General features: G+C 66.6%; 31 protein-coding genes. All 31 read right to left on the minus strand.

The annotated features are described in order from the left end of the window. Window positions 1-11 precede the first annotated feature (11 nt). Complete coding sequence (locus GGR16_RS13225) at window positions 12-1,319, minus strand: replication-associated recombination protein A (protein ID WP_183316940.1); 1,308 nt, start codon at window positions 1,317-1,319, stop codon at window positions 12-14. A 9-nt stretch (window positions 1,320-1,328) separates the two neighbouring features. Further along, window positions 1,329-2,732 carry a DegQ family serine endoprotease gene (locus GGR16_RS13230; RefSeq protein WP_019403797.1) on the minus strand — a complete coding sequence of 468 codons (1,404 nt, stop codon included), beginning with the start codon at window positions 2,730-2,732 and terminating at the stop codon, window positions 1,329-1,331. Window positions 2,733-2,925: 193 nt separating this feature from the next. Then, on the minus strand, window positions 2,926-3,351 hold the full coding sequence (gene rplQ, locus GGR16_RS13235) for a 50S ribosomal protein L17 (protein ID WP_019403798.1): 426 nt from the start codon (window positions 3,349-3,351) through the stop codon (window positions 2,926-2,928). A 128-nt stretch (window positions 3,352-3,479) separates the two neighbouring features. Further along, complete coding sequence (locus GGR16_RS13240; protein ID WP_019403799.1) at window positions 3,480-4,496, minus strand: DNA-directed RNA polymerase subunit alpha; 1,017 nt, start codon at window positions 4,494-4,496, stop codon at window positions 3,480-3,482. Window positions 4,497-4,591: 95 nt separating this feature from the next. After that, window positions 4,592-4,981 carry a 30S ribosomal protein S11 gene (rpsK, locus tag GGR16_RS13245; RefSeq protein ID WP_019403800.1) on the minus strand — a complete coding sequence of 130 codons (390 nt, stop codon included), beginning with the start codon at window positions 4,979-4,981 and terminating at the stop codon, window positions 4,592-4,594. A gap of 99 nt (window positions 4,982-5,080) precedes the next feature. Then, the gene (gene rpsM, locus GGR16_RS13250; RefSeq protein WP_019403801.1) at window positions 5,081-5,449 is read right to left on the minus strand and encodes a 30S ribosomal protein S13; all 369 of its coding nucleotides are present in this window, start codon (window positions 5,447-5,449) and stop codon (window positions 5,081-5,083) included. Window positions 5,450-5,642: 193 nt separating this feature from the next. Further along, a complete protein-coding gene (locus tag GGR16_RS13255; RefSeq protein ID WP_019403802.1) occupies window positions 5,643-6,227 on the minus strand; it encodes an adenylate kinase in 585 nt (194 codons plus the stop codon). Beyond that, window positions 6,224-7,558 carry a preprotein translocase subunit SecY gene (secY, locus tag GGR16_RS13260; RefSeq protein WP_183316941.1) on the minus strand — a complete coding sequence of 445 codons (1,335 nt, stop codon included), beginning with the start codon at window positions 7,556-7,558 and terminating at the stop codon, window positions 6,224-6,226. The genes GGR16_RS13255 and secY overlap by 4 nt, the downstream gene beginning before the upstream one ends. 87 nt (window positions 7,559-7,645) lie before the next feature. Next, window positions 7,646-8,122, minus strand: coding sequence for a 50S ribosomal protein L15 (gene rplO / locus GGR16_RS13265; protein WP_183316942.1), 477 nt, complete (start codon window positions 8,120-8,122; stop codon window positions 7,646-7,648). A 13-nt stretch (window positions 8,123-8,135) separates the two neighbouring features. Next, a complete protein-coding gene (gene rpmD / locus GGR16_RS13270; protein WP_183316943.1) occupies window positions 8,136-8,336 on the minus strand; it encodes a 50S ribosomal protein L30 in 201 nt (66 codons plus the stop codon). 14 nt (window positions 8,337-8,350) lie between these two features. Next, window positions 8,351-8,914: a 30S ribosomal protein S5 gene (rpsE, locus tag GGR16_RS13275; RefSeq protein WP_019403806.1), complete on the minus strand. Its 564-nt coding sequence runs from the start codon at window positions 8,912-8,914 to the stop codon at window positions 8,351-8,353. Between the two features lie 233 nt (window positions 8,915-9,147). Then, window positions 9,148-9,510, minus strand: a complete 363-nt coding sequence (rplR, locus tag GGR16_RS13280) for a 50S ribosomal protein L18 (protein WP_183316944.1) — start codon at window positions 9,508-9,510, stop codon at window positions 9,148-9,150. Between the two features lie 12 nt (window positions 9,511-9,522). Then, window positions 9,523-10,056 (minus strand): 50S ribosomal protein L6, encoded by a 534-nt coding sequence (gene rplF, locus GGR16_RS13285; RefSeq protein ID WP_026015418.1) that lies wholly within the window; start codon window positions 10,054-10,056, stop codon window positions 9,523-9,525. 36 nt (window positions 10,057-10,092) lie between these two features. After that, window positions 10,093-10,491 (minus strand): 30S ribosomal protein S8, encoded by a 399-nt coding sequence (rpsH, locus tag GGR16_RS13290; RefSeq protein ID WP_019403809.1) that lies wholly within the window; start codon window positions 10,489-10,491, stop codon window positions 10,093-10,095. A gap of 12 nt (window positions 10,492-10,503) precedes the next feature. Next, a complete protein-coding gene (gene rpsN / locus GGR16_RS13295) occupies window positions 10,504-10,809 on the minus strand; it encodes a 30S ribosomal protein S14 (protein ID WP_019403810.1) in 306 nt (101 codons plus the stop codon). A 37-nt stretch (window positions 10,810-10,846) separates the two neighbouring features. Further along, entirely contained in the window at window positions 10,847-11,419 is a 573-nt protein-coding gene (rplE, locus tag GGR16_RS13300) for a 50S ribosomal protein L5 (protein WP_019403811.1), read from the minus strand. Next, window positions 11,412-11,729, minus strand: coding sequence for a 50S ribosomal protein L24 (rplX, locus tag GGR16_RS13305; RefSeq protein ID WP_019403812.1), 318 nt, complete (start codon window positions 11,727-11,729; stop codon window positions 11,412-11,414). The genes rplE and rplX overlap by 8 nt, the downstream gene beginning before the upstream one ends. Continuing rightward, a complete protein-coding gene (rplN, locus tag GGR16_RS13310) occupies window positions 11,729-12,097 on the minus strand; it encodes a 50S ribosomal protein L14 (protein ID WP_019403813.1) in 369 nt (122 codons plus the stop codon). Before rplN ends, rplX begins: the two co-directional genes overlap by 1 nt. Window positions 12,098-12,316: 219 nt before the next feature. Beyond that, window positions 12,317-12,559, minus strand: coding sequence for a 30S ribosomal protein S17 (gene rpsQ, locus GGR16_RS13315; RefSeq protein WP_019403814.1), 243 nt, complete (start codon window positions 12,557-12,559; stop codon window positions 12,317-12,319). Between the two features lie 10 nt (window positions 12,560-12,569). Then, the gene (gene rpmC / locus GGR16_RS13320; RefSeq protein WP_019403815.1) at window positions 12,570-12,782 is read right to left on the minus strand and encodes a 50S ribosomal protein L29; all 213 of its coding nucleotides are present in this window, start codon (window positions 12,780-12,782) and stop codon (window positions 12,570-12,572) included. Window positions 12,783-12,793: 11 nt separating this feature from the next. Then, the gene (gene rplP, locus GGR16_RS13325; RefSeq protein WP_019403816.1) at window positions 12,794-13,207 is read right to left on the minus strand and encodes a 50S ribosomal protein L16; all 414 of its coding nucleotides are present in this window, start codon (window positions 13,205-13,207) and stop codon (window positions 12,794-12,796) included. 27 nt (window positions 13,208-13,234) lie between these two features. Continuing rightward, entirely contained in the window at window positions 13,235-13,942 is a 708-nt protein-coding gene (gene rpsC / locus GGR16_RS13330) for a 30S ribosomal protein S3 (protein ID WP_019403817.1), read from the minus strand. A 10-nt stretch (window positions 13,943-13,952) separates the two neighbouring features. Next, window positions 13,953-14,333, minus strand: coding sequence for a 50S ribosomal protein L22 (rplV, locus tag GGR16_RS13335; protein WP_019403818.1), 381 nt, complete (start codon window positions 14,331-14,333; stop codon window positions 13,953-13,955). A gap of 3 nt (window positions 14,334-14,336) precedes the next feature. Next, on the minus strand, window positions 14,337-14,615 hold the full coding sequence (gene rpsS / locus GGR16_RS13340; RefSeq protein ID WP_019403819.1) for a 30S ribosomal protein S19: 279 nt from the start codon (window positions 14,613-14,615) through the stop codon (window positions 14,337-14,339). A gap of 10 nt (window positions 14,616-14,625) precedes the next feature. Further along, a complete protein-coding gene (rplB, locus tag GGR16_RS13345; protein ID WP_183316945.1) occupies window positions 14,626-15,465 on the minus strand; it encodes a 50S ribosomal protein L2 in 840 nt (279 codons plus the stop codon). A gap of 20 nt (window positions 15,466-15,485) precedes the next feature. Continuing rightward, window positions 15,486-15,782 carry a 50S ribosomal protein L23 gene (locus GGR16_RS13350; RefSeq protein ID WP_019403821.1) on the minus strand — a complete coding sequence of 99 codons (297 nt, stop codon included), beginning with the start codon at window positions 15,780-15,782 and terminating at the stop codon, window positions 15,486-15,488. Next, window positions 15,779-16,399, minus strand: coding sequence for a 50S ribosomal protein L4 (rplD, locus tag GGR16_RS13355; RefSeq protein WP_019403822.1), 621 nt, complete (start codon window positions 16,397-16,399; stop codon window positions 15,779-15,781). The genes GGR16_RS13350 and rplD overlap by 4 nt, the downstream gene beginning before the upstream one ends. Continuing rightward, the gene (rplC, locus tag GGR16_RS13360) at window positions 16,399-17,121 is read right to left on the minus strand and encodes a 50S ribosomal protein L3 (RefSeq protein ID WP_019403823.1); all 723 of its coding nucleotides are present in this window, start codon (window positions 17,119-17,121) and stop codon (window positions 16,399-16,401) included. The genes rplD and rplC overlap by 1 nt, the downstream gene beginning before the upstream one ends. Before the next feature lie 46 nt (window positions 17,122-17,167). Continuing rightward, complete coding sequence (rpsJ, locus tag GGR16_RS13365; RefSeq protein ID WP_019403824.1) at window positions 17,168-17,476, minus strand: 30S ribosomal protein S10; 309 nt, start codon at window positions 17,474-17,476, stop codon at window positions 17,168-17,170. A gap of 70 nt (window positions 17,477-17,546) precedes the next feature. Continuing rightward, window positions 17,547-18,737 (minus strand): elongation factor Tu, encoded by a 1,191-nt coding sequence (gene tuf, locus GGR16_RS13370; RefSeq protein WP_053193117.1) that lies wholly within the window; start codon window positions 18,735-18,737, stop codon window positions 17,547-17,549. Window positions 18,738-18,793: 56 nt separating this feature from the next. Continuing rightward, window positions 18,794-20,869 carry an elongation factor G gene (gene fusA / locus GGR16_RS13375; protein ID WP_019400021.1) on the minus strand — a complete coding sequence of 692 codons (2,076 nt, stop codon included), beginning with the start codon at window positions 20,867-20,869 and terminating at the stop codon, window positions 18,794-18,796. Window positions 20,870-20,881: the final 12 nt, after the last annotated feature.

Here is a 20,881-nt window from a genome sequence, read left to right on the forward strand (position 1 = left end):
AGCGGGCAAAGTCACCGCCGCCGCTCGGCCCTCAGCTTTTCCCACCACTCCAGCCGCTTGCGGATCTCGCGCTCGAAGCCGCGTTCCACCGGCTCGTAGAAATGCTGGCGCCCGAGCTTCTCCGGCCAGTAATCCTGCCCCGAGAAGGCGTCCGGCTCGTCGTGGTCGTAGGCGTAGCCGGCGCCGTAGCCCTCGTTCTTCATGAAGCGCGTCGGCGCGTTGAGGATGGTCATCGGCGGCATGAGGGAGCCACCCTCCTTGGCCGCGCGGCTCGCTGCCTTGAAGGCGACGTAGGCCGCGTTCGACTTCGGCGCGGTGGCGAGATAGATCACCGCCTGCGCCAGTGCCAGTTCCCCTTCCGGCGTGCCGAGGAAGTCGTAGGCCTCCTTCGCCGCATTGGCGACGACGAGGGCCTGCGGGTCGGCGAGGCCGATGTCCTCCACCGCCATGCGCACGAGGCGGCGGGCGAGGAACAGCGGGTCCTCGCCCGCGTCCAGCATGCGGGCGAGATAATAGAGCGCGGCGTCGGGATCGGAGCCGCGGATCGTCTTGTGCAGGGCCGAGATGAGGTTGTAGTGCCCGTCCTGCGCCTTGTCGTAGATCGGCGCCCGCCGCTGCACGATGTCCTGCAGCTTGGCCGTGTCGAAGACCTCGCCCTCGCCCGCGGCACGCCAGATCTCTTCCGCGAGCGTCAGTGAGGCGCGCCCGTCCCCGTCGGCCATGCGCACGAGCGACAGCCGCGCCTCCGCATCGAGCGGCAGCGGTTTTCCCTCGATTTCCTCGGCCCTTGCGAGGAGCTTCTGAATCGCTTCCTCATCGAGGGCCTTGAAGGTCATCACCCGGGCGCGGGAGAGGAGCGCGGCGTTGAGCGAGAAGGACGGGTTCTCCGTCGTCGCGCCGACGAGCGTGATGGTGCCGTCCTCCATCACCGGCAGGAAGGCATCGAGCTGCGCCCGGTTGAAGCGGTGGATCTCGTCGACGAAGAGCAGGGTGCCCTGCCCCGCGGCGCGGCGGCCGCGGGCCGTCTCGAAGGCCTTCTTGAGGTCGGCGACGCCGGAGAAGATGGCCGACATCGGCTCGAAGACGAGCTTCGTCTCGCCGGCGAGCAGCCGCGCGACGGTCGTCTTGCCGGTTCCCGGCGGTCCCCAGAAGACGAGCGAGCCCACCGACCCGGAGCGCAACAGGCGCGTCAGCGCCCCGTCCGGCCCGACGAGATGGTCCTGCCCCACGACCTCGGCGAGGCGCTGCGGCCGCAGCCGGTCGGCGAGCGGTCGCGGCGCCTCCTTGTCCAGCCCCGCAGCCCCGAAAAGATCGCTCATCGCGCCCGCTCAGCCCCCGAGCACCGTGGTGAAGACCTGGCCCTTGCGGTTGATGGTCAGCTCCCAGTAGCGGGCGCGCTGGCTCGTCGCGCGGGCGAGATCCCGCGAAGAGGCGATCTTCGCGCCATTGATCGCCATGATGACGTCGCCCTTCTGGAAGCCGAACTGCGCCGCCGGGCTGCCCTCCGCGAGCTCCGAGACGACGGCGCCGTTCTCCGCCTGCTCGAGATACAGCTCCTCGACCACGGCGGGCGACAGGTTGACCGCCGTGATGCCCGTCAGCGGCGTACGCCCGCCGACCGTGACCGGATCGCGCGGCGGATCCTCCGGCGCGGCGACGAGCGAAACCGAGAGCACCTCCTCCTTGCCGCCGCGCAGCACCGTCAGCGGCAGGGTGCCGCCGATCGGCCGGGTCGCGAAGCGGTAGCCGAAGCCGTCCGGGTCGTCGATCGGCTGCCCGCCGACGGCGGTGATGAGGTCGCCGCGCCTGAGCCCGGCCTTGGCCGCCGGCCCGCGCTCGTCGACCGAGGCGACCAGCGCCCCCGCCGGCCGCGGCAGGCCGAGGCTTTCCGCGATGTCGCTGGTGACCTGCTGCAGCCGTGCGCCGAACCATGGCCGGCGCACGGCGGCGCCGCCGTTGCGCGCCGATTCGACGACGACGCGCACCATGGCCGAGGGAATGGCGAAGCCGATGCCGTGGCTGCCGCCGGAACGCGAGAAGATGGCCGTGTTGATGCCCACGACCTCGCCGCGCATGTTGACGAGCGCCCCGCCGGAGTTACCAGGGTTGATGGCCGCATCCGTCTGGATGAAGGACTGGAAGTCGCTGATGCCGACCTGGGTGCGGGCGAGCGCCGACACGATGCCCTGCGTCACCGTCTGCCCCACCCCGAACGGATTGCCGATGGCGATGACGAAATCGCCGACCTCGAGCCCTTCGGAATCCCCGAAGGCGAGCGCCGGGAACGGCCCCTTCTCCGCAAGGCGGAGAACGGCGAGGTCCGTCCGCGGGTCGCGCAGCACGATGTCGGCGGCGAATTCGCGCCGGTCGGCGAGCGCCACCTTCACCTCCGTCATGCCCTCGATTACGTGGTTGTTGGTGACGACGAGGCCGGACGGGTCGACGATGACGCCCGAGCCGAGCGAGCGCTGCACCCGCTCGCGCGGCACGCCGAAGCCGCCGTCCCCGAAGAAGCGGCGGAAGAAAGGATCTTCGAAGAAGGGATTTGACGGCCGCTTCTCGACGCGCGCGCCATAGACGTTGACGACGCTCGGCGCCGTCTTTTTGACGACCGGCGCGAGCGAGAGCTGTACCTGCGCCCTGTCGGCGGGCACCTGGCGCTCCTGCGCCGGCGCCGGCCCTGCTGCGATGAGGGCCGCGACGAGGGCAGGAAGGACAAGCGAACGATGCATCGATGGTGTCTCGCTGTGCTGCCGTGGACAGATCCGGAAAGTTCTCACCGGCAGATATAGTTTCCCGCGCGATTGCGCGCAAAGCGGGGCGCGTCCCCCGCGCCCCGCCTTTCCTTCAGGGAGCTGGACCGCAGCGGCGCAAAACAAAAGGGCGGCCGAAGCCGCCCTCCTTCAACGCAGACGAGGCGAAGGCTCAGCTCTCGCTGGCCTCGACGACCTCTTCCTTCTGCGTCGGGCCCGAATCCTGGCCCTTGGCATCGACGTCGCGGTCGACGAACTCGATCACGGCCATCGGCGCGTTGTCGCCGTAGCGGAAGCCCGCCTTCAGCACGCGCGTGTAGCCGCCATTGCGCTCCTTGTAGCGCGGGCCGAGCACGTCGAAGAGCTTCTTGACGAGGGCGACGTCGCGGATCTGGGCGATCGCCTGGCGGCGGGCGTGCAGGTCGCCGCGCTTGCCGAGGGTGACGAGCTTCTCGACCACCGGGCGCAGGTCCTTCGCCTTGGGCAGCGTGGTGACGATCTGCTCGTGCTTGATCAGCGCACCGGCCATATTGGCGAACATCGCCTTGCGGTGCTCGGACGAGCGGTTGAAACGACGATGCGCGAAACCGTGACGCATGGCTCTCTCCTTGTCTCACGGCCGCCGTGCCAAGGTACGGCCGTCCATTGTTCTTGAGGCAGTCGGCAGTGGGCAGTCGGCAATCGGAACCCAACTCCGACTGCCTAATGCCAACTGCCTATTGCCACTCAGTAGTGTTCCTCGAAGCGCTTGGCGAGCTCGTCGATGTTGTCCGGCGGCCAGCCGCTCACTTCCATGCCGAGGTGCAGGCCCATGGAGGCGAGCACTTCCTTGATCTCGTTGAGCGACTTGCGGCCGAAGTTCGGCGTGCGCAGCATCTCGGCTTCCGTCTTCTGGATGAGGTCGCCGATGTAGACGATGTTGTCGTTCTTGAGGCAGTTGGCCGAACGCACCGAGAGCTCGAGCTCGTCCACCTTCTTGAGCAGCGCCGGGTTGAAGGGCAGCTGCGGCGTCGAGACGGCAGCCTCCTCGCGGCGGGGCTCCTCGAAGTTGACGAACACGGCGAGCTGGTCCTGCAGGATGCGCGCGGCATAGGCCACCGCGTCCTCCGGGCTGACGGCCCCGTTCGTCTCGACCGTCATCGTCAGCTTGTCGTAGTCGAGGATCTGGCCTTCACGCGTGTTCTCCACGCGGTAGGAGACCTTCTTGACCGGGCTGTAGAGGCTGTCGACGGCGATGAGGCCGATCGGCGCATCCTCGGGACGGTTGTGCTCGGCCGCCACGTAGCCCTTGCCCGTGTTGACCGTGAACTCCATGCGGATCTCCGCGCCCTCGTCGAGCGTGCACAGGGCCAGCTCCGGGTTGAGGATCTCCACATCGCCGACCGTGGCGATATCGCCCGCGGTGACGACGCCCGGGCCCTGCTTGCGCAGCGTCATGCGCTTGGGGCCGTCGCCCTGCATCTTGACCGCGATGGTCTTGATGTTGAGCACGATGTCCGTCACGTCCTCCCGCACGCCGGGAATGGACGAGAACTCGTGCAGGACGCCGTCGATGTGCACGGCCGTCACCGCCGCGCCCTGCAGCGACGACAGCAGCACGCGCCTCAGCGCGTTGCCGAGCGTCAGGCCGAACCCGCGCTCCAGCGGCTCGGCGACGACCGTCGCCACGCGCCTGGCATCGTCACCCGGCGACACCTCGAGCTTGTTCGGCTTGATGAGCTCTTGCCAGTTCTTCTGGATCACGACCGCACCTCATGCGTGTCTCAAACGTCGGGCGGGGCACGACAGCCTCGCCCGCTACAGGCGCGGCACGGCGGCTAAGCCGTGCCGGCAAGGCATCAGACGCGCCGGCGCTTGCGCGGGCGGCAGCCGTTGTGCGGGATCGGCGTCACGTCGCGGATCGACGTCACCGTGAAACCCGCCGCCTGAAGCGCGCGCAGGGCCGATTCACGACCCGAACCCGGGCCGGACACCTCGACCTCGAGCGTGCGCATACCGTGCTCGGCCGCCTTGCGCGCGGCATCCTCGGCCGCGACCTGGGCCGCATAGGGGGTCGACTTGCGCGAGCCCTTGAAGCCCATGGCGCCGGCGGACGACCAGGAGATCGTGTTGCCCTGCGCGTCGGTGATGGTGATCATCGTGTTGTTGAACGAGGCGTTCACGTGGGCGACGCCCGACACGATGTTCTTGCGTTCACGGCGGCGAACGCGGGTGGCTTCTCTTGCCATTCTTCAGGATCCTTCAAGCGCGCCCGTCACACCAGGCGCTCGGGATGATGTCCCCGAGGGGACGTACGACACGAGCCCGCACATGGCGGGCCCGCGAGATCACTTCTTCTTGCCGGCGATCGGCTTGGACTTGCCCTTGCGGGTGCGCGCATTCGTATGCGTGCGCTGGCCGCGGACCGGCAGGTTGCGGCGGTGACGCAGGCCGCGGTAGCTGCCGAGGTCCATGAGCCGCTTGATGTTCATCGACACTTCGCGGCGCAGGTCGCCTTCGACGAGGTAGTCGCGGTCGATCGTCTCGCGGATCTGCAGCACTTCCTGGTCGGTCAGCTCGTTGACGCGGCGCTCGGCCGGGATGCCGACCTTCTCGCAGATCTCGCCCGCATTCTTCGGGCCGATGCCGTGGATGTACTGCAGCGCGATGACGACGCGCTTGCTCGTCGGAATGTTTACACCAGCGATACGGGCCATTGCCGTCTCCATGTGCCGGTCGGACAACCCGACCGGGCGTTGTGGCCTGCGTCCGGTGGAGCCCGGCCCCTGCAGGCGTCAATAAGACGAGCGACACCGCCTCCTCTCGCGGAGGAAGCAGCATCGCTCATGAACGTAGGGCGCGTCCACTAACGCCTTGTCGAGGCAAAGTCAACCCACCCGGGAAAATCCGTCAGGCCGCGACGAGCACGCGCTCGATGTCCGCCGAGACCTTGTCGATGTCCTGCATGCCGTCGATCACGGCGAGCTGGCCCCGCTCCGCATAATAGGGCGCGACGACCGCCGTATCGCGGTTGTAGGCCGCGAGCCGGGTCTTGAAGACCTCCGGATCGTCGTCCTTGCGCACGGCTTCGCCCCGGGCCTTCGTCTCCTCGGCCCGCTTCACGATGCGGCCGACGAGTTCGTCCTGGTCAACCTTGAGCTCGACCACGGCGTCGAGCTTGAGGCCCTTGCTCTCGAGCAGGCCGTCGAGCGCCTTCGCCTGGGCGACGGTCCGCGGAAAGCCGTCGAGGATGAAGCCCTTGCGCGCGTCCGGCTCGTCCAGCCGCTCGGCGACGATGCCGATCACGATGTCGTCGGAGACGAGCTGTCCGGCATCCATGACCGCCCGGGCCTTCAGGCCGATCGGCGTGCCCGCGGCCACCGCGGCGCGCAGCATGTCGCCCGTCGAAAGCTGCGGAATGCCGTAGCGGGCGACCAGCCGCTTGGCCTGCGTGCCCTTGCCCGCTCCCGGCGGCCCCAACAGAATGAGCCTCATTTGCGCCTTGCCCCCCGCAACTTGGCCTTCTTCACCAACCCTTCGTACTGATGGGCGAGAAGATGCCCATGTACCTGCGCGACCGTATCCATGGTCACGCTCACGACAATCAGGAGCGATGTGCCACCGAAATAGAACGGCAATGCGGCATAGGAGATGAGAATCTCCGGAATGAGGCAGATCAGCGCCAGATAGGCCGCGCCGATCACCGTGATGCGCGTCAGGACCGTGTCGATATAGTCAGCGGTGCGCTCGCCGGGCCGGATGCCCGGAATGAAGCCGCCGTGCTTCTTGAGGTTGTCCGCGGTCTCCGTCGGGTTGAAGACGATGGCCGTGTAGAAGAACGCGAAGAAGACGATCAGCGCCACGTAGAGGATCATGTACGCCGGCCGGCCGTGGCCGATATAGGCCGAGATCGTCGACAGGAGGCCGGTGCCCTGGTCCTGCGAGAAGGTGGCGATGGTCGTCGGCAGGAGCAGCAGCGAGGAAGCGAAGATCGGCGGGATGACGCCGGCCGTGTTGAGCTTGAGCGGCAGGAACGATGTCTGCCCCTCGTACATGCGGTTGCCGACCTGGCGCTTGGGATAGTTGATCAGGAGCCGGCGCTGGGCGCGCTCCATGAAGACGATGAAGGCGATGACGCCGATCGCCATCACGATCACGCCGAGAATGAGGCCGGTCGAGACCGCGCCCTGCCGGCCGAGCTCGAGCGTGCCGGCGACCGCCGACGGCAGCTCCGCCACGATGCCGGCGAAGATGATGAGCGAAATGCCGTTGCCGATGCCGCGCGAGGTGATCTGCTCGCCGAGCCACATCAGGAACATGGTGCCACCCGTGAGCGTGATCACCGTCGAGATGCGGAAGAACATGCCCGGGTCCTGCACCACGTTGCCCGAGCTCTCGAGCCCGATCGCGATGCCATAGGCCTGGAACACGGCCAGGAGCACGGTCAGATAGCGCGTGTACTGGTTGATCACCTTGCGGCCCTGCTCGCCCTCCTTCTTGAGGGCCTCGAGCGTCGGCACGACGCTGGTCAGCAGCTGCACGATGATCGATGCCGAGATGTACGGCATGATGTTGAGGGCGAAGATGGCCATGCGGCCGACCGCGCCACCCGCGAACATGTTGAAGAGGCCGAGCACGCCGGCCTGCGCCTGGCGGAAGATGTCCGCCACGGCGTTGGGATCGATCCCCGGCAGGGGAATGTAGGTGCCGACGCGATAGACGACGAGGGCGGCGAGCGTGAACCAGATCCGCTTCTTGAGTTCCTCGGCCTTGGCCAAGGCCCCGAAATTCAGATTCGCTGCGAGCTGTTCAGCTGCCGATGCCATATCGCTTCATCCCTTACGATCCCCCGCATGGACGCGGCGGCCGGAGAAGGCCCCAGCCGCCGCACCGTTGCTCAAGTGGGATCTAGCTCACGCTTCCACCACGGGCTGCGCGAGAATCTTCACCGAACCGCCGGCCTTCTCGATGGCCGAGACCGCGTTCTTGGACGCGCCGGCAACCTCGAACACGAGCTTGGCGGTGAGCTCGCCCTGGCCGAGGATCTTCACGCCGTCGCGCGCACGGGCGCAGATGCCGGCGGCGACGAGCGCCTCGACCGTGACCGGAGCCGCGGCGTCGAGCTTGCCGGCATCGATCGCCTCCTGGACGCGGCCCACGTTGACCTCGTTGAGGTCACGCGAGAAGGGGTTCCAGAAGCCGCGCTTCGGCAGGCGCCGGTAGAGCGGCATCTGGCCACCCTCGAAGCCCTTGATGCGCACGCCCGAGCGGGAGGTCTGGCCCTTGACGCCACGCCCGCCGGTCTTGCCCTTGCCGGAGCCGATGCCCCGGCCGACGCGCATGCGCTTCTTGGTCGCGCCTTCGTTATCGCGAATGTCAGTGAGTTTCATGGGTCTTCCCTCCTCACTGCTCGTCGACGACGCGCACGAGGTGCTTGACGCTCGCGATCATGCCGCGCACGGCGGGCGTGTCCTCGAGGGTCGAGCGGCGATGGAGCTTGTTGAGGCCGAGGCCGATCAGCGTCTGGCGCTGCACGCCGGGGCGGCGCAGCGGGCTGCCGGTCTGCACGACCGTGACGGTCTTGGCGGACTTCTTGTCAGTCATCACCAGCCCTCCCCTCACGCGTCGGCGCCGGCGGCCTCGGCGTCGCCATCGCGACGACGGGCCTGGAGAGTGGAGACCTTGAGGCCGCGGCGGGCAGCCACCGAACGCGGGCTGTCCTCGCGCTTCAGCGCGTCGAAGGTGGCCCGCACGAGGTTGTACGGGTTCGACGAGCCGAGCGACTTCGCCACGACGTCGTGCATGCCAAGCGTCTCGAACACGGCGCGCATCGGGCCGCCGGCGATGATGCCGGTACCGGCCGGCGCGGCGCGCAGGACGACGCGACCGGCGCCCCAGCGCCCGGCGACGTCGTGATGCAGCGTGCGGCCTTCCTTCAGCGGCACGCGGACCATGCCGCGCTTGGCGGCATCGGTGGCCTTGCGGATGGCCTCCGGCACCTCGCGGGCCTTGCCGTGGCCGAAGCCGACGCGGCCCTTCTGGTCGCCGACGACGACGAGGGCGGCGAAGCCGAAGCGACGGCCACCCTTCACGACCTTGGCGACGCGGTTGATGTGGACCAGGCGATCCACGAACTCGCTGTCGCGCTCCTCGCGCTCACGCGGTTGACGTTCTCTAGCCATATCTTCTTCTCGACTGACGCGGGGCGGCTCCGCTCGCAAAACATGCCGCCTGTGGCAGACTCGTGCCTGCAATGTGGGACACACATGCAACGCACGAGCGCCGATGACAAGAGCCCAACCAGACTCTGAAACGCAAAAGCGGTTGCGCGCCTTTGCGTTTCACAGGCCGTTCCGGCGACGGAAACGGGCGAAGTGCCGTCTCCGGCACTCCGCCCGCCCCCAATCCTCGAGCCTCAGAAGCTGAGGCCGCCCTCGCGGGCCGCGTCAGCCAGGGCCTTCACGCGGCCGTGATAGATGAACGGTCCGCGGTCGAACACGACTTCCTTCACGCCCGCCTTGACGGCGCGCTCGGCGATCAGCTTGCCGACGGCGGCGGCGGCCTCGACCGTCGCGCCCGTCTTGAGCTGCTCGCGCATGTCCTTCTCCATCGTCGAGGCCGCAGCCAGCGTACGGCCGGCGGTGTCATCGATGATCTGCGCGTAGATCTGCTTCGACGACCGGAAAACGCTCAGCCGCGGGCGGCCATTGGCGGCGGCGCGGATCGCGCGACGCACGCGCGCCGTGCGGCGTTCCGTCGCGTTGAGGTGCTTGCCCATCTCATCCGCTCCTTACTTCTTCTTGCCTTCCTTGCGGAAGATGAACTCGTCCGCGTACTTCACACCCTTGCCCTTGTAGGGCTCGGGACCGCGGAACCTGCGGATCTCCGACGCCGTCTGGCCGACCTGCTGCTTGTCGATGCCAGCGACGATGATTTCCGTCGGCTTGGGGGTCGTGATCGTGATCCCCTGCGGGATCTCGAAGTCGATGTCGTGGCTGTAGCCGAGCGACAGCTTCAGCACCTTGCCGGCAACGGCGGCCTTGTAGCCGACGCCGCTGATCTCGAGCTTCTTCTCGAAGCCCTTCGACACGCCCTCGACGATGTTCGACACCTGCGAGCGCGACATGCCCCACAGGGCACGCGCACGCTTCGTCTCATCGCGCGGGTCGACCTTGATCGCCCCATCTTCCAGGACGACGGCAACGTCGTCGGGAACGACGAAGGACAGCTCGCCCTTGGCGCCCTTCACCTTGACCGTCTGGCCGTCGAGGTTGGCCGTCACGCCGGACGGCACCGCAACAGGCTTCTTACCGATACGAGACATTTGGCCTCTCCGTGGTTCTAGTCCGTGCCCTGAAGATCAGAAGACCTTGCAGAGCACTTCGCCGCCCACGTTCGTCTCGCGCGCCAGGTGGTCGGCCATGACCCCACGCGGCGTCGAGAGAATGGTGATGCCGAGGCCGTCGGCCACGCGCGGCATGGTGTCGACCGAGGCGTACACGCGACGGCCGGGCTTCGATACACGCTCGATCGAGCGGATGACCGGCTCGCCGTCGTAGTACTTCAGCTCGATCTCGAACTCGGTGCGGCCGTTGCCGTACTCGGTCGTCGAATAGCCGCGGATGTAGCCTTCGGACTGCAGCACGTCGAGGACGCGCGCACGCAGCTTCGAGCCGGGGGTGGAAACCTTGCCGCGACGGCGCATCTGCGCGTTGCGGATGCGGGTCAGCATATCGCCGAGCGGATCATTGATCGCCATGGGGGATCCTCCTTACCAGCTCGACTTCACAAGGCCGGGGATGAGACCCTTCGACCCGAGCTCGCGCAGCGCGACACGCGACATCTTCAGCTTGCGGTAGTAGGCGCGCGGACGGCCCGTCACCTCGCACCGGTTGCGGATGCGCGTGGGGTTCGCGTTGCGCGGAACTTCCGCCAGCTTCAGGCGCGCCTCGAAGCGCTCCTCCATCGACATCGACTCGTCGTTGGCGATGGCGAGCAGACGCTCGCGCCGGCCCGCATACTTCTTCACAAGCCGCTCGCGCCGCTTGTTCTTCTCGACTGAACTCTTCTTCGCCATGTCTATCTCCGGTGTCCGCGTTTGAGAGAGAAGGCTCTCACTGCCGGAACGGGAAGTTGAAGTGCTTGAGGAGAGCACGCGCCTCCTCGTCGGTCTTGGCGGTGGTGCAGACGATGATGTCCATGCCCCAGATCGCCTCGGCCTTGTCGTAGTTGATCTCGGGGAACACCAGGTGTTCCTTGATCCCGAGAGCAAAGTTGCCACGCCCGTCGAACGACTTCGGGTTGAGGCCGCGGAAGTCGCGCACGCGCGGGAGCGCCACCGTGATGAGACGGTCGACGAACTCGTACATGCGTGTCTTGCGCAGCGTGACCTTCGTGCCGATCGGCATGTTCTCGCGCACCTTGAAGCCGGCGATGGCCTTGCGGGCACGCGTGATCACCGGCTTCTGGCCGGCGATGAGGCCGAGATCCTCGGCCGCCACGGACGCCTTCTTGGAATCGTTGACCGACTCGCCGACGCCCATGTTGATCACGATCTTCTCGATGGCCGGAACCTGCATGGGGTTCTTGTAGCCGAACTCCTCGATGAGCTTCGGCCGCACGACCTCGTCGTAATGCTTCTTCATGCGCGGCGTGTAGGCCGCGTCCATCTTCGCCGTCTCAGCCATCGATCAGATCTCCCGAGCGCTTGGCGAACCGAACCTTGCGCCCGTCCTCGAGCACCTTGAAACCGACGCGGGTCGGCTTGCCGTCCTTGGGGTCGGCAACGGCGAGGTTGGACAGGTGCACCGGCAGCTCCTTGGAGATGATGCCGCCTTCCTGGTTCGCCGTCTGGCGCTGGTGGCGCTTGACGATGTTGACGCCGCGGACGAGCGCACGCTCCTCCTTCGGCATGACCTGGACGACCTCGCCGGAACGGCCCTTGTCGCGACCGGTCAGCACGACGACCTTGTCGCCCTTCTTGATCTTCGCAGCCATCACAGCACCTCGGGCGCCAGCGAAATGATCTTCATGTGGTTCTTCGCGCGCAGCTCACGCGGCACGGGCCCGAAGATGCGGGTGCCGACGGGCTCCTTCTGATTGTTGATCAGAACGGCCGCATTGCGGTCGAAGCGGATGACCGAGCCGTCGGCCCGGCGGATGTCCTTGGCGGTGCGCACGACGACCGCCTTCATGACGTCGCCCTTCTTCACGCGCCCGCGCGGGATGGCTTCCTTCACGGAGACGACGATGATGTCGCCGACGCCGGCATACTTACGCTTCGAACCACCCAATACCTTGATGCACATCACGCGACGGGCGCCGGAATTGTCGGCGACGTCGAGATTGGTTTGCATCTGGATCATGGCAACGATCCTTTCTCTGTCTCAAGCGGTTTCCGGCTCGGCCCTGCCTGCCGGACTACGCCTGACGGGGATCTCCCGTCCCCTCGCCTACGCATTAGCGCACGCTCCATAACCGAATGTCCGCCCCGGGGAAAGGGGGCGGACGCTCGGAAATGCTCGTGCAACCAGATAATCGTGGAACGGCCGGCGGATTTTCGCCCGCGCGGCCCGTCCAGATCCTCAGCCCTTGGTCGCCTCTTCGAGGACAATCCAGGACTTGAGCTTCGACAACGGCCGCGACTCCTCGATCCAGACGATGTCGCCGACCTTGAACTGGTTGTTCTCGTCGTGGGCGTGGTAGTTCTTCGTCCGGCGCACCGTCTTCTTGAAGAGCGGATGCGTGAACCGGCGCTCGACCTTGACCACGACGGTCTTGTCCTGCTTGTCGCTGACGACGACGCCCTGCAATACACGTTTCGGCATAGTCGCCTCCTCAAGCCTTCGCTTCAGCGAGCTTGGCCCGCTGCAACGTGCGCACGCGCGCGATGTCCTTGCGGACCTCATCGACGCGGGCGGTGTTCTCAAGCTGCCCCGTAGCACGCTGGAAGCGAAGATTGAACTGCTCTTTCTTCAACTTCACGAGCTCGTCCTGGAGCTGATCGACCGTCATGGTCTTGAGGTCGGAGAGCCGCTGCTTGGTCTTCATCTCCCGCTCCCTCACTCGGCAATGCGCTGGATGAAGCGCGTCTTGATCGGCAGCTTGGCCGCACCGAGACGCAGCGCCTCGCGGGCGATGTCCTCGGCGACGCCGTCGAGCTCGAACATGATGCGGCCGGGCTTCACGCGGCACGCCCAGTATTCCGGCGCGCCCTTGCCCTTACCCATACGCACTTCGGTCGGCTTGTCGGTCACGGGCACGTCCGGGAAGATCCGGATCCACACGCGGCCGGCACGCTTCATGTGACGCGTGATGGCGCGGCGCGCGGCCTCGATCTGGCGCGCGGTGATGCGCTCCGGCTCGAGGGCCTTGAGGCCGAACTGGCCGAAATTCAGGTCCGTGCCGCCCTTGGCGACGCCATGGATGCGCCCCTTGAACTGCTTACGGAATTTCGTCTTCTTGGGCTGCAGCATTATCCTGCCTCCTGACCGCCGGCGGCCTTACGCCGCGGCCTCGCGACGGCCGCCGGAGCGCTGCCCGCCTTCATCGGCAAGCCGCTTGTCCTGCGCCATCGGATCGTGTTCGAGGATCTCGCCCTTGAAGATCCACACCTTGATGCCGCACGTGCCGTACGTGGTGAACGCCGTGGCCGTGCCGTAGTCGACATCGGCGCGCAGCGTGTGCAGCGGCACGCGGCCCTCGCGGTACCATTCCATCCGGGCGATCTCGGCGCCGCCGAGGCGGCCCGAGCAGTTGATGCGGATGCCCTCGGCCCCGAGACGCATCGCTGACTGCACGGCGCGCTTCATCGCGCGGCGGAAGGCGACGCGACGCTCGAGCTGCTGGGCGATCGACTCGGCGACGAGCGTCGCGTCGATCTCCGGCTTGCGCACCTCGACGATGTTGATCGCGACGTCCGCGTCCGTCATCTTGGCCACGGTCTTGCGCAGCTTGTCGATGTCGGCGCCCTTCTTGCCGATCACCACGCCCGGGCGGGCGGAGTAGATCGTGACCCGGCACTTCTTGTGCGGACGCTCGATGACGATCTTCGACACCGCCGCCTGCTTGAGCTGCTTCATCAGGGCTTCGCGGATCGCGATGTCCTCGTGCAGGAGCTTGCCGTACTCGCCCTTGTCGGCGAACCAGCGCGAATCCCAGGTCCGGTTGATGCCGAGCCGCAGACCGATCGGGTTGACTTTCTGTCCCATCAGTTGCTCCTCACGCTTCCGCAGCGACTTCCCGAACCACGATGGTCAGGTTCGAGAACGGCTTCTCGATGCGCGCCCCGCGGCCGCGGGCGCGGGCATGGAAGCGCTTCATGACAAGCGACTTGCCGACATGGGCCTCGGCGACGACGAGGTCGTCGACGTCGAGGTCATGGTTGTTCTCGGCGTTGGCGATGGCGCTCTCGAGCGCCTTCTTCACGTCGATGGCAATGCGCTTGCGGCTGAACTCGAGGTCGGCGAGCGCGGTCGAGACCTTCTTGCCGCGGATCAAAGCGGCAACGAGGTTGAGCTTCTGCGGGGAGACGCGCAGGTTGCGCGCCACCGCCTTGGCCTCGTTGTCGTTGAGCGCGCGGGTAGCGGACTGCTTACCCATGGCTCACCTCCTCTTCGACTTCTTGTCCGCCGCGTGCCCGTAGAAGGTCCGCGTCGGAGAGAATTCGCCAAACTTGTGGCCGACCATCTCCTCGGTCACCAGGACCGGGACATGCTTCTGACCGTTGTAGACGCCAAACGTCAGGCCGACGAACTGCGGCAGGATCGTGGAGCGGCGGCTCCAGATCTTGATCACCTCAGAGCGACCGGAACCGCGAGCGGCCTCGGCCTTCTTGAGGAGGTAGCCGTCGACGAACGGGCCCTTCCAAACCGAACGTGCCATCGCGCGCCCCTTACTTCTTCTTCCGCTGGTGGCGGCTCGTGACGATGAAATCGTCCGTCCGCTTGTTCGAGCGGGTCCTCTTGCCCTTCGTCGGCTTGCCCCACGGGGTCACCGGATGGCGACCACCGGAGGTGCGACCCTCACCACCACCGTGCGGGTGGTCGATCGGGTTCATCGTCACGCCGCGGTTGTGCGGCCGGCGGCCGAGCCAGCGCGAGCGGCCCGCCTTGCCGATCGAGGTGTTCATGTGGTCCGGGTTCGACACCGCGCCCACGGTCGCGAAGCACTGGCCATGGACCAGGCGCTGCTCGCCCGAGTTGAGACGCAGGATGACGTAGCCCTGGTCACGGCCGACGATCTGCGCGTAGGTGCCGGCCGAACGGGCCAGCGCGCCACCCTTGCCGATCTTCAGCTCGACGTTGTGCACGATCGTGCCGACCGGGATGTTGCCGAGCGGCATCGCGTTGCCGGGCTTGATATCGGCCTGCTCGCCGGACATCACCACGTCGCCCACCGACAGGCGCTGCGGCGCGAGGATGTACGACAGCGCGCCGTCCTCGTACTTCACCAGCGCGATGAAGGCCGAGCGGTTCGGATCGTACTCGATGCGCTCGACGGTGGCGGGCACGCCCAGCTTCTCGCGACGCTTGAAGTCGACGAGCCGGTAGCTCTGCTTGTGGCCACCGCCACGGAACCGCACGGTCACGCGACCGTTGTTGTTGCGGCCACCCGAACCGGACTTGCCCTCGGTCAGCGTCTTGATCGGCTTGCCCTTGTAGAGCTCCGAACGGTCGACGATGACGAGCTGGCGCAGGCCCGGCGTGACCGGTTTGAATGTCTTCAGAGCCATCGGCTCACTCCCTCACCTGCTCAAAGACCCGTCGTCACGTCGATCGTCTGGCCCTCGGCGAGGGTGACGACCGCCTTCTTGACGTCGGAGCGCTGACCGACCATGCCGCGGAAGCGCTTGACCTTGCCCTTCGTGACGAGCGTGTTGACACCCGTCACCTTCACGTCGAACAGTTTCTCGACGGCCGCCTTGATCTGCGGCTTCGTCGCCGTCTTTGCGACCTTGAACACGACCTTGTTCTGCTCGGAGGCAGAGGTCGCCTTCTCGGTGATCACCGGAGCGACGATGACGTCGTAATGGCGCGGATCGATGCTCATTTGAAGCGTGCCTCCAGCGCGTCCACGGCGGCCTTGGTCAGGACCAGCTTGTCCCGCCGCAGGATGTCGTAGACGTTGATGCCCTGGACCGGCAGCACGTCCACATTCGGGATGTTGCGGGCCGCCAGACCGAAATTGCCGTCCACCGCCGCGCCGTCGACGATCAGCGCGTTGGTCAGGCCGAGCTTGCCGAAACGCTCCTTGAGCGCCTTGGTCTTCGGCTCGTTCACCGCCGCAGCGTCGAGAACGACGATCGATCCGTCCTTGGCCTTCGCCGAGAGGGCGTGGCGCAGCGCGAGCTGCCGCACCCGCTTCGGCAGGTCGTGGTCGTGATCGCGCACGACCGGGCCGAAGGCCTTGCCACCGCCGCGGAACTGGGGCGCGGAAGCCGCGCCGTGACGGGCGTTGCCCGTGCCCTTCTGACGGTAGAGCTTCTTGGTCGTCCGGCTGATCTCGGAGCGGCCGAGCGTCTTGTGCGTGCCGGCCTGGCGCTTCGCCAGCTGCCAGCGCACGTAACGGTGGATGAGGTCGGCCCGCGGCTCAAGGCCGAAGATCGCCTCGTTGAGCTCGATCGAGCCGGCCTTGCCGCCGTCGAGCGTCGTCACGTCGAGCTTCATCACGCGCGCTCCTCACCTTCGATCGCCGCAGCGGCCTCGCCGTTGCCGCGCTCGCGGAACGCGCCCGGAACCGGGGCGTCCTTCGGCAGCGCGCGCTTGACCGCGTCGCGAACCATGATCCAGCCGCCGGCAACGCCGGGGACCGCGCCCTGCACCAGGATCAGACCGCGCTCGACGTCCGTCTGGACGACGCGCAGGTTCTGGGTCGTGACGCGCTCGCTGCCGAGATGGCCGGGCATCTTCTTGTTCTTGAAGGTCTTGCCCGGATCCTGGCGGCCGCCGGTCGAACCGATGGAGCGGTGCGAGATCGACACGCCGTGCGAGGCGCGCAGACCACCGAAGTTCCAGCGCTTCATGCCGCCGGCGAAGCCCTTGCCGGTCGTCACGCCCGTCACGTCTACGAACTGGCCGACGACGAAGTGGTCAGCCGTGATCTCGGCGCCCACGGGGATGACGTGCTGCGGGTCGACCCGGAACTCGGCGAGACGCTTCTTCGGCTCCACTTCGGCAGCCGCGAAACGGCCGCGCTCGGCCTTCGACACGTTCTTGACCTTGGCCGTGCCGACGCCGACCTGCAGCGCGGTGTAGCCGTTCTTTTCCATCGTCCGGTGCGCGACAACCTGGCAATTGTCGACCTTCAGGACCGTGACCGGAACATGTTCCCCGGCGTCCGTGAAGACGCGGGTCATGCCGACCTTCTTTGCAATGACGCCAGAGCGCATGAGCGTATCCTCTAAGGCGTTCCCGAGGCTGATGGGCAAAAGCCCATCAGAGCCTGATTTCCACATCGACGCCCGCGGCGAGGTCGAGCTTCATCAGCGCATCGACCGTCTGCGGAGTCGGCTCAACGATGTCGAGGACACGCATGTGCGTGCGCATCTCGAACTGCTCGCGCGACTTCTTGTCGATGTGCGGCGAGCGGTTGACCGTGAACTTCTTGATGCGCGTCGGCAGCGGGATAGGGCCCCGGACCTCCGCGCCCGTCCGCTTCGCGGTCGACACGATCTCGCGCGTCGACGCGTCGAGAATGCCATGGTCGAACGCCTTCAGGCGGATTCGAATATTCTGACCGTTCATAACAGACCCCTTGGGCCGACCCCGAAGAAGACCGGCGCCGCGTGATGCGGCGCGCGGCCTTGTGCCTTGCTTACTCGATGATGGAGGCGACGACGCCGGCGCCGACCGTGCGGCCACCCTCGCGGATGGCGAAGCGCAGCTTCTCCTCCATGGCGATCGGGACGATCAGCTCGACCTCCATCGCCACGTTGTCGCCCGGCATCACCATCTCGGTGCCCTCGGGCAGCTTCACCATCCCCGTCACGTCCGTCGTGCGGAAGTAGAACTGCGGACGGTAGTTGTTGAAGAACGGCGTGTGGCGGCCACCCTCTTCCTTCGTCAGGATGTACGCCTCGGCCTTGAACTTCGTGTGCGGCTTCACCGAGCCCGGCTTGCACAGCACCTGGCCGCGCTCGACGTCCTCGCGCTTCGTGCCGCGCAGCAGCGCGCCGATGTTGTCGCCCGCCTCGCCCTGGTCGAGCAGCTTGCGGAACATCTCGACGCCCGTCACCGTCGTCTTCTGCGTCGGACGCAGACCAACGATCTCGACTTCCTCGCCGACCTTGACCACGCCGCGCTCGACGCGACCCGTCACCACCGTGCCGCGGCCCGAGATCGAGAACACGTCCTCGACCGGCATCAGGAACGGCTGGTCCTTCGGACGCTCCGGCTGCGGAATGTACGCGTCAACCGCGTCCATCAGCTGCAGCACCGCGTCGCGCCCGATCTCCGGGCTGCGGTCCTCGAGCGCGCACAGCGCCGAGCCCTTGACGATCGGAATGTCGTCGCCGGGGAAGTCGTACTTCGACAGAAGCTCGCGCACCTCGAGCTCGACAAGGTCGAGAAGCTCGGGGTCGTCCACCATGTCGACCTTGTTCATGAACACGACGAGCGCCGGCACGCCCACCTGGCGCGCAAGCAGGATGTGCTCGCGCGTCTGCGGCATCGGGCCGTCCGCCGAAGACACCACCAGGATCGCGCCGTCCATCTGCGCCGCGCCCGTGATCATGTTCTTCACGTAGTCCGCGTGGCCGGGGCAGTCCACGTGCGCGTAGTGGCGCTTGTCCGTCTCGTACTCGACGTGCGACGTCGAGATCGTGATGCCGCGCGCCTTCTCCTCCGGCGCCTTGTCGATCTGGTCGTACGCCGTGAACGACGCCCCGCCCTTCTCCGCAAGAACCTTCGTGATCGCCGCCGTCAGAGACGTCTTGCCATGGTCAACGTGACCAATCGTCCCGATGTTGCAGTGCGGCTTCGTGCGCTCAAACTTTTCCTTCGCCATCGTAGGGCTCCTTCAAAGGAACTCGACGTCAGTCGTGTCTCGTTCTCGTTTCAGGTTCAGGCGTACTTGGCCTGAACCTCGGCGGCGACCGCTTGCGGCACTTGCTCGTAGTGGTCGAACTGCATCGTGTAGGTCGCGCGACCCTGGCTCATCGAGCGCAGCGTGTTCACGTAACCGAACATGTTGGCCAGCGGCACCATGGCATTCACGACAACGGCGTTGCCGCGCATGTCCTGGCCCTGGATCTGGCCACGGCGGGAGTTGAGGTCGCCGATGACCGAACCGGTGTAGTCCTCCGGCGTCACCACCTCGACCTTCATGATCGGCTCGAGGAGGACGGCACCGCCCTTCTGCAGCGCCTCGCGCAGCGCGGCGCGGGCCGCGATCTCGAAGGCGAGCGCCGAGGAGTCGACCTCGTGGTAGGCGCCGTCGATCAGCTCGACCTTGAGGTCGACGACCGGGAAGCCGGCGAGCACGCCCGCGCCGAGGACGGACTCGAGGCCCTTCTCGACACCCGGGATGTACTCCTTCGGCACCACGCCGCCGATGATCTTGGACTCGAACGCGTAGCCCGTGCCCGCCTCGGTCGGCTCGGCGACGATCTTGACGCGCGCGAACTGGCCCGAACCGCCGGTCTGCTTCTTGTGCGTGTAGTCCACCTCGACGCGCTTGGAGATGCGCTCGCGATAGGCCACCTGCGGCGCGCCGACATTGGCGTCGACCTTGTAGGTGCGGCGCAGGATGTCGACCTTGATGTCGAGGTGGAGCTCGCCCATGCCCTTGAGGATGGTCTGGCCGGACTCCTGGTCCGTCGACACCTGGAAGGACGGGTCCTCGGCGGCGAGCTTGGACAGCGCGATGCCGAGCTTCTCCTGATCAGCCTTCGACTTCGGCTCGATGGCGATCTCGATGACCGGCGCCGGGAATTCCATCTTCTCGAGGATGACGGGCTTCAGCGGGTCGCACAGCGTGTCGCCGGTGCGGACTTCCTTGAGGCCCGCGAGCGCCACGATGTCACCGGCATAGGCTTCCTTGATGTCCTCGCGGTTGTTCGCGTGCATCAGGAGCATGCGGCCGACGCGCTCCTTCTTCTCGCGCGTCGAGTTGACGATCGAGGAGCCCGATTCCACCTTGCCCGAATAGACGCGGCAGAAGGTGATGGTGCCGACGAAGGGGTCGTCCATGATCTTGAAGGCGAGCATGGAGAACGGCTCGTCGTCCGACGGCTTGCGCTCGATCGGCTCTTCCGTGTTGACGTCGATGCCCTTGATCGCGCCGCGGTCGAGCGGCGACGGCAGGTAGTCGACGACCGCGTCGAGCAGGGGCTGCACGCCCTTGTTCTTGAAGGCCGTGCCGCACAGCACCGGGTGGAAGGCGCGCTGCTGCACCGCCATGCGGATCAGCTTGCGCAGGGTGGCCTCGTCCGGCTCCTGCCCCTCGAGATAGGCGCCCATGGCGTCGTCGTCGAGCTCGACGGCGGCCTCGACCAGCTTGGTGCGGTACTCGGCAGCCTTGTCGGCGAGATCGGCCGGGATGTCGGTGACGTTGAACTTCGCGCCGAGGACGTCGTCTTCCCAGACGAGAGCCTTCATGGCGACGAGGTCGACGACGCCCTTGAAGCCGCCCTCGGAGCCGATCGGCAGCTGCAGGCAGACCGGCTTGCCGGCGACGCGGTCGATGATGGAATCGACGCAGCGGTAGAGGTCGGCGCCCACCTTGTCCATCTTGTTGACGAACACGATGCGCGGCACGTCGTACTTGTCGGCCTGGCGCCACACCGTCTCGGTCTGCGGCTCCACGCCCTGGCTGCCGTCGAGCACGCACACAGCGCCGTCGAGCACGCGCAGCGAACGCTCCACCTCGATGGTGAAGTCGACGTGGCCGGGCGTGTCGATGATGTTCAGACGGTTCTCGCGCCAGAAGCAGGTCGTCGCGGCCGACGTGATGGTGATGCCGCGCTCCTGCTCCTGCGTCATCCAGTCCATGGTGGCTGCGCCGTCATGGACTTCGCCGATCTTGTGGCTCTTGCCGGTGTAGTAGAGAATCCGCTCGGTCGTCGTCGTCTTTCCGGCATCGATGTGGGCCATGATGCCGAAATTGCGGTAGTTCTCGATGGCATGACTGCGGGGCATTGTACGAGCTCC

It is taken from the genome of Chelatococcus caeni, assembly GCF_014196925.1.
GTDB lineage: Bacteria > Pseudomonadota > Alphaproteobacteria > Rhizobiales > Beijerinckiaceae > Chelatococcus_A > Chelatococcus_A caeni.

Bases quoted from the DNA above. Each gene is read 5' to 3' on its own strand.
- GGR16_RS13225 (WP_183316940.1), bottom strand. From the start codon at position 1,319: ATGAGCGATCTTTTCGGGGCTGCGGGGCTGGACAAGGAGGCGCCGCGA.
- GGR16_RS13230 (WP_019403797.1), bottom strand. From the start codon at position 2,732: ATGCATCGTTCGCTTGTCCTTCCTGCCCTCGTCGCGGCCCTCATCGCA.
- rplQ (WP_019403798.1), bottom strand. From the start codon at position 3,351: ATGCGTCACGGTTTCGCGCATCGTCGTTTCAACCGCTCGTCCGAGCAC.
- rpsK (WP_019403800.1), bottom strand. From the start codon at position 4,981: ATGGCAAGAGAAGCCACCCGCGTTCGCCGCCGTGAACGCAAGAACATC.
- rpsM (WP_019403801.1), bottom strand. From the start codon at position 5,449: ATGGCCCGTATCGCTGGTGTAAACATTCCGACGAGCAAGCGCGTCGTC.
- GGR16_RS13255 (WP_019403802.1), bottom strand. From the start codon at position 6,227: ATGAGGCTCATTCTGTTGGGGCCGCCGGGAGCGGGCAAGGGCACGCAG.
- secY (WP_183316941.1), bottom strand. From the start codon at position 7,558: ATGGCATCGGCAGCTGAACAGCTCGCAGCGAATCTGAATTTCGGGGCC.
- rplO (WP_183316942.1), bottom strand. From the start codon at position 8,122: ATGAAACTCACTGACATTCGCGATAACGAAGGCGCGACCAAGAAGCGC.
- rpmD (WP_183316943.1), bottom strand. From the start codon at position 8,336: ATGACTGACAAGAAGTCCGCCAAGACCGTCACGGTCGTGCAGACCGGC.
- rpsE (WP_019403806.1), bottom strand. From the start codon at position 8,914: ATGGCTAGAGAACGTCAACCGCGTGAGCGCGAGGAGCGCGACAGCGAG.
- rplR (WP_183316944.1), bottom strand. From the start codon at position 9,510: ATGGGCAAGCACCTCAACGCGACGGAACGCCGCACGGCGCGCGTGCGT.
- rplF (WP_026015418.1), bottom strand. From the start codon at position 10,056: ATGTCTCGTATCGGTAAGAAGCCTGTTGCGGTGCCGTCCGGCGTGACG.
- rpsH (WP_019403809.1), bottom strand. From the start codon at position 10,491: ATGGCGATCAATGATCCGCTCGGCGATATGCTGACCCGCATCCGCAAC.
- rpsN (WP_019403810.1), bottom strand. From the start codon at position 10,809: ATGGCGAAGAAGAGTTCAGTCGAGAAGAACAAGCGGCGCGAGCGGCTT.
- rplE (WP_019403811.1), bottom strand. From the start codon at position 11,419: ATGGCTGAGACGGCGAAGATGGACGCGGCCTACACGCCGCGCATGAAG.
- rplX (WP_019403812.1), bottom strand. From the start codon at position 11,729: ATGGCTGCGAAGATCAAGAAGGGCGACAAGGTCGTCGTGCTGACCGGT.
- rplN (WP_019403813.1), bottom strand. From the start codon at position 12,097: ATGATCCAGATGCAAACCAATCTCGACGTCGCCGACAATTCCGGCGCC.
- rpsQ (WP_019403814.1), bottom strand. From the start codon at position 12,559: ATGCCGAAACGTGTATTGCAGGGCGTCGTCGTCAGCGACAAGCAGGAC.
- rpmC (WP_019403815.1), bottom strand. From the start codon at position 12,782: ATGAAGACCAAGCAGCGGCTCTCCGACCTCAAGACCATGACGGTCGAT.
- rplP (WP_019403816.1), bottom strand. From the start codon at position 13,207: ATGCTGCAGCCCAAGAAGACGAAATTCCGTAAGCAGTTCAAGGGGCGC.
- rpsC (WP_019403817.1), bottom strand. From the start codon at position 13,942: ATGGGACAGAAAGTCAACCCGATCGGTCTGCGGCTCGGCATCAACCGG.
- rplV (WP_019403818.1), bottom strand. From the start codon at position 14,333: ATGGGTAAGCAGTCCGCTACCCGCGCGCTCAACGACAACGAGGCCAAG.
- rpsS (WP_019403819.1), bottom strand. From the start codon at position 14,615: ATGGCACGTTCGGTTTGGAAGGGCCCGTTCGTCGACGGCTACCTCCTC.
- rplB (WP_183316945.1), bottom strand. From the start codon at position 15,465: ATGGCTCTGAAGACATTCAAACCGGTCACGCCGGGCCTGCGCCAGCTC.
- GGR16_RS13350 (WP_019403821.1), bottom strand. From the start codon at position 15,782: ATGAGCATCGATCCGCGCCATTACGACGTCATCGTCGCTCCGGTGATC.
- rplD (WP_019403822.1), bottom strand. From the start codon at position 16,399: ATGAAGCTCGACGTGACGACGCTCGACGGCGGCAAGGCCGGCTCGATC.
- rplC (WP_019403823.1), bottom strand. From the start codon at position 17,121: ATGCGCTCTGGCGTCATTGCAAAGAAGGTCGGCATGACCCGCGTCTTC.
- rpsJ (WP_019403824.1), bottom strand. From the start codon at position 17,476: ATGAACGGTCAGAATATTCGAATCCGCCTGAAGGCGTTCGACCATGGC.
- tuf (WP_053193117.1), bottom strand. From the start codon at position 18,737: ATGGCGAAGGAAAAGTTTGAGCGCACGAAGCCGCACTGCAACATCGGG.
- fusA (WP_019400021.1), bottom strand. From the start codon at position 20,869: ATGCCCCGCAGTCATGCCATCGAGAACTACCGCAATTTCGGCATCATG.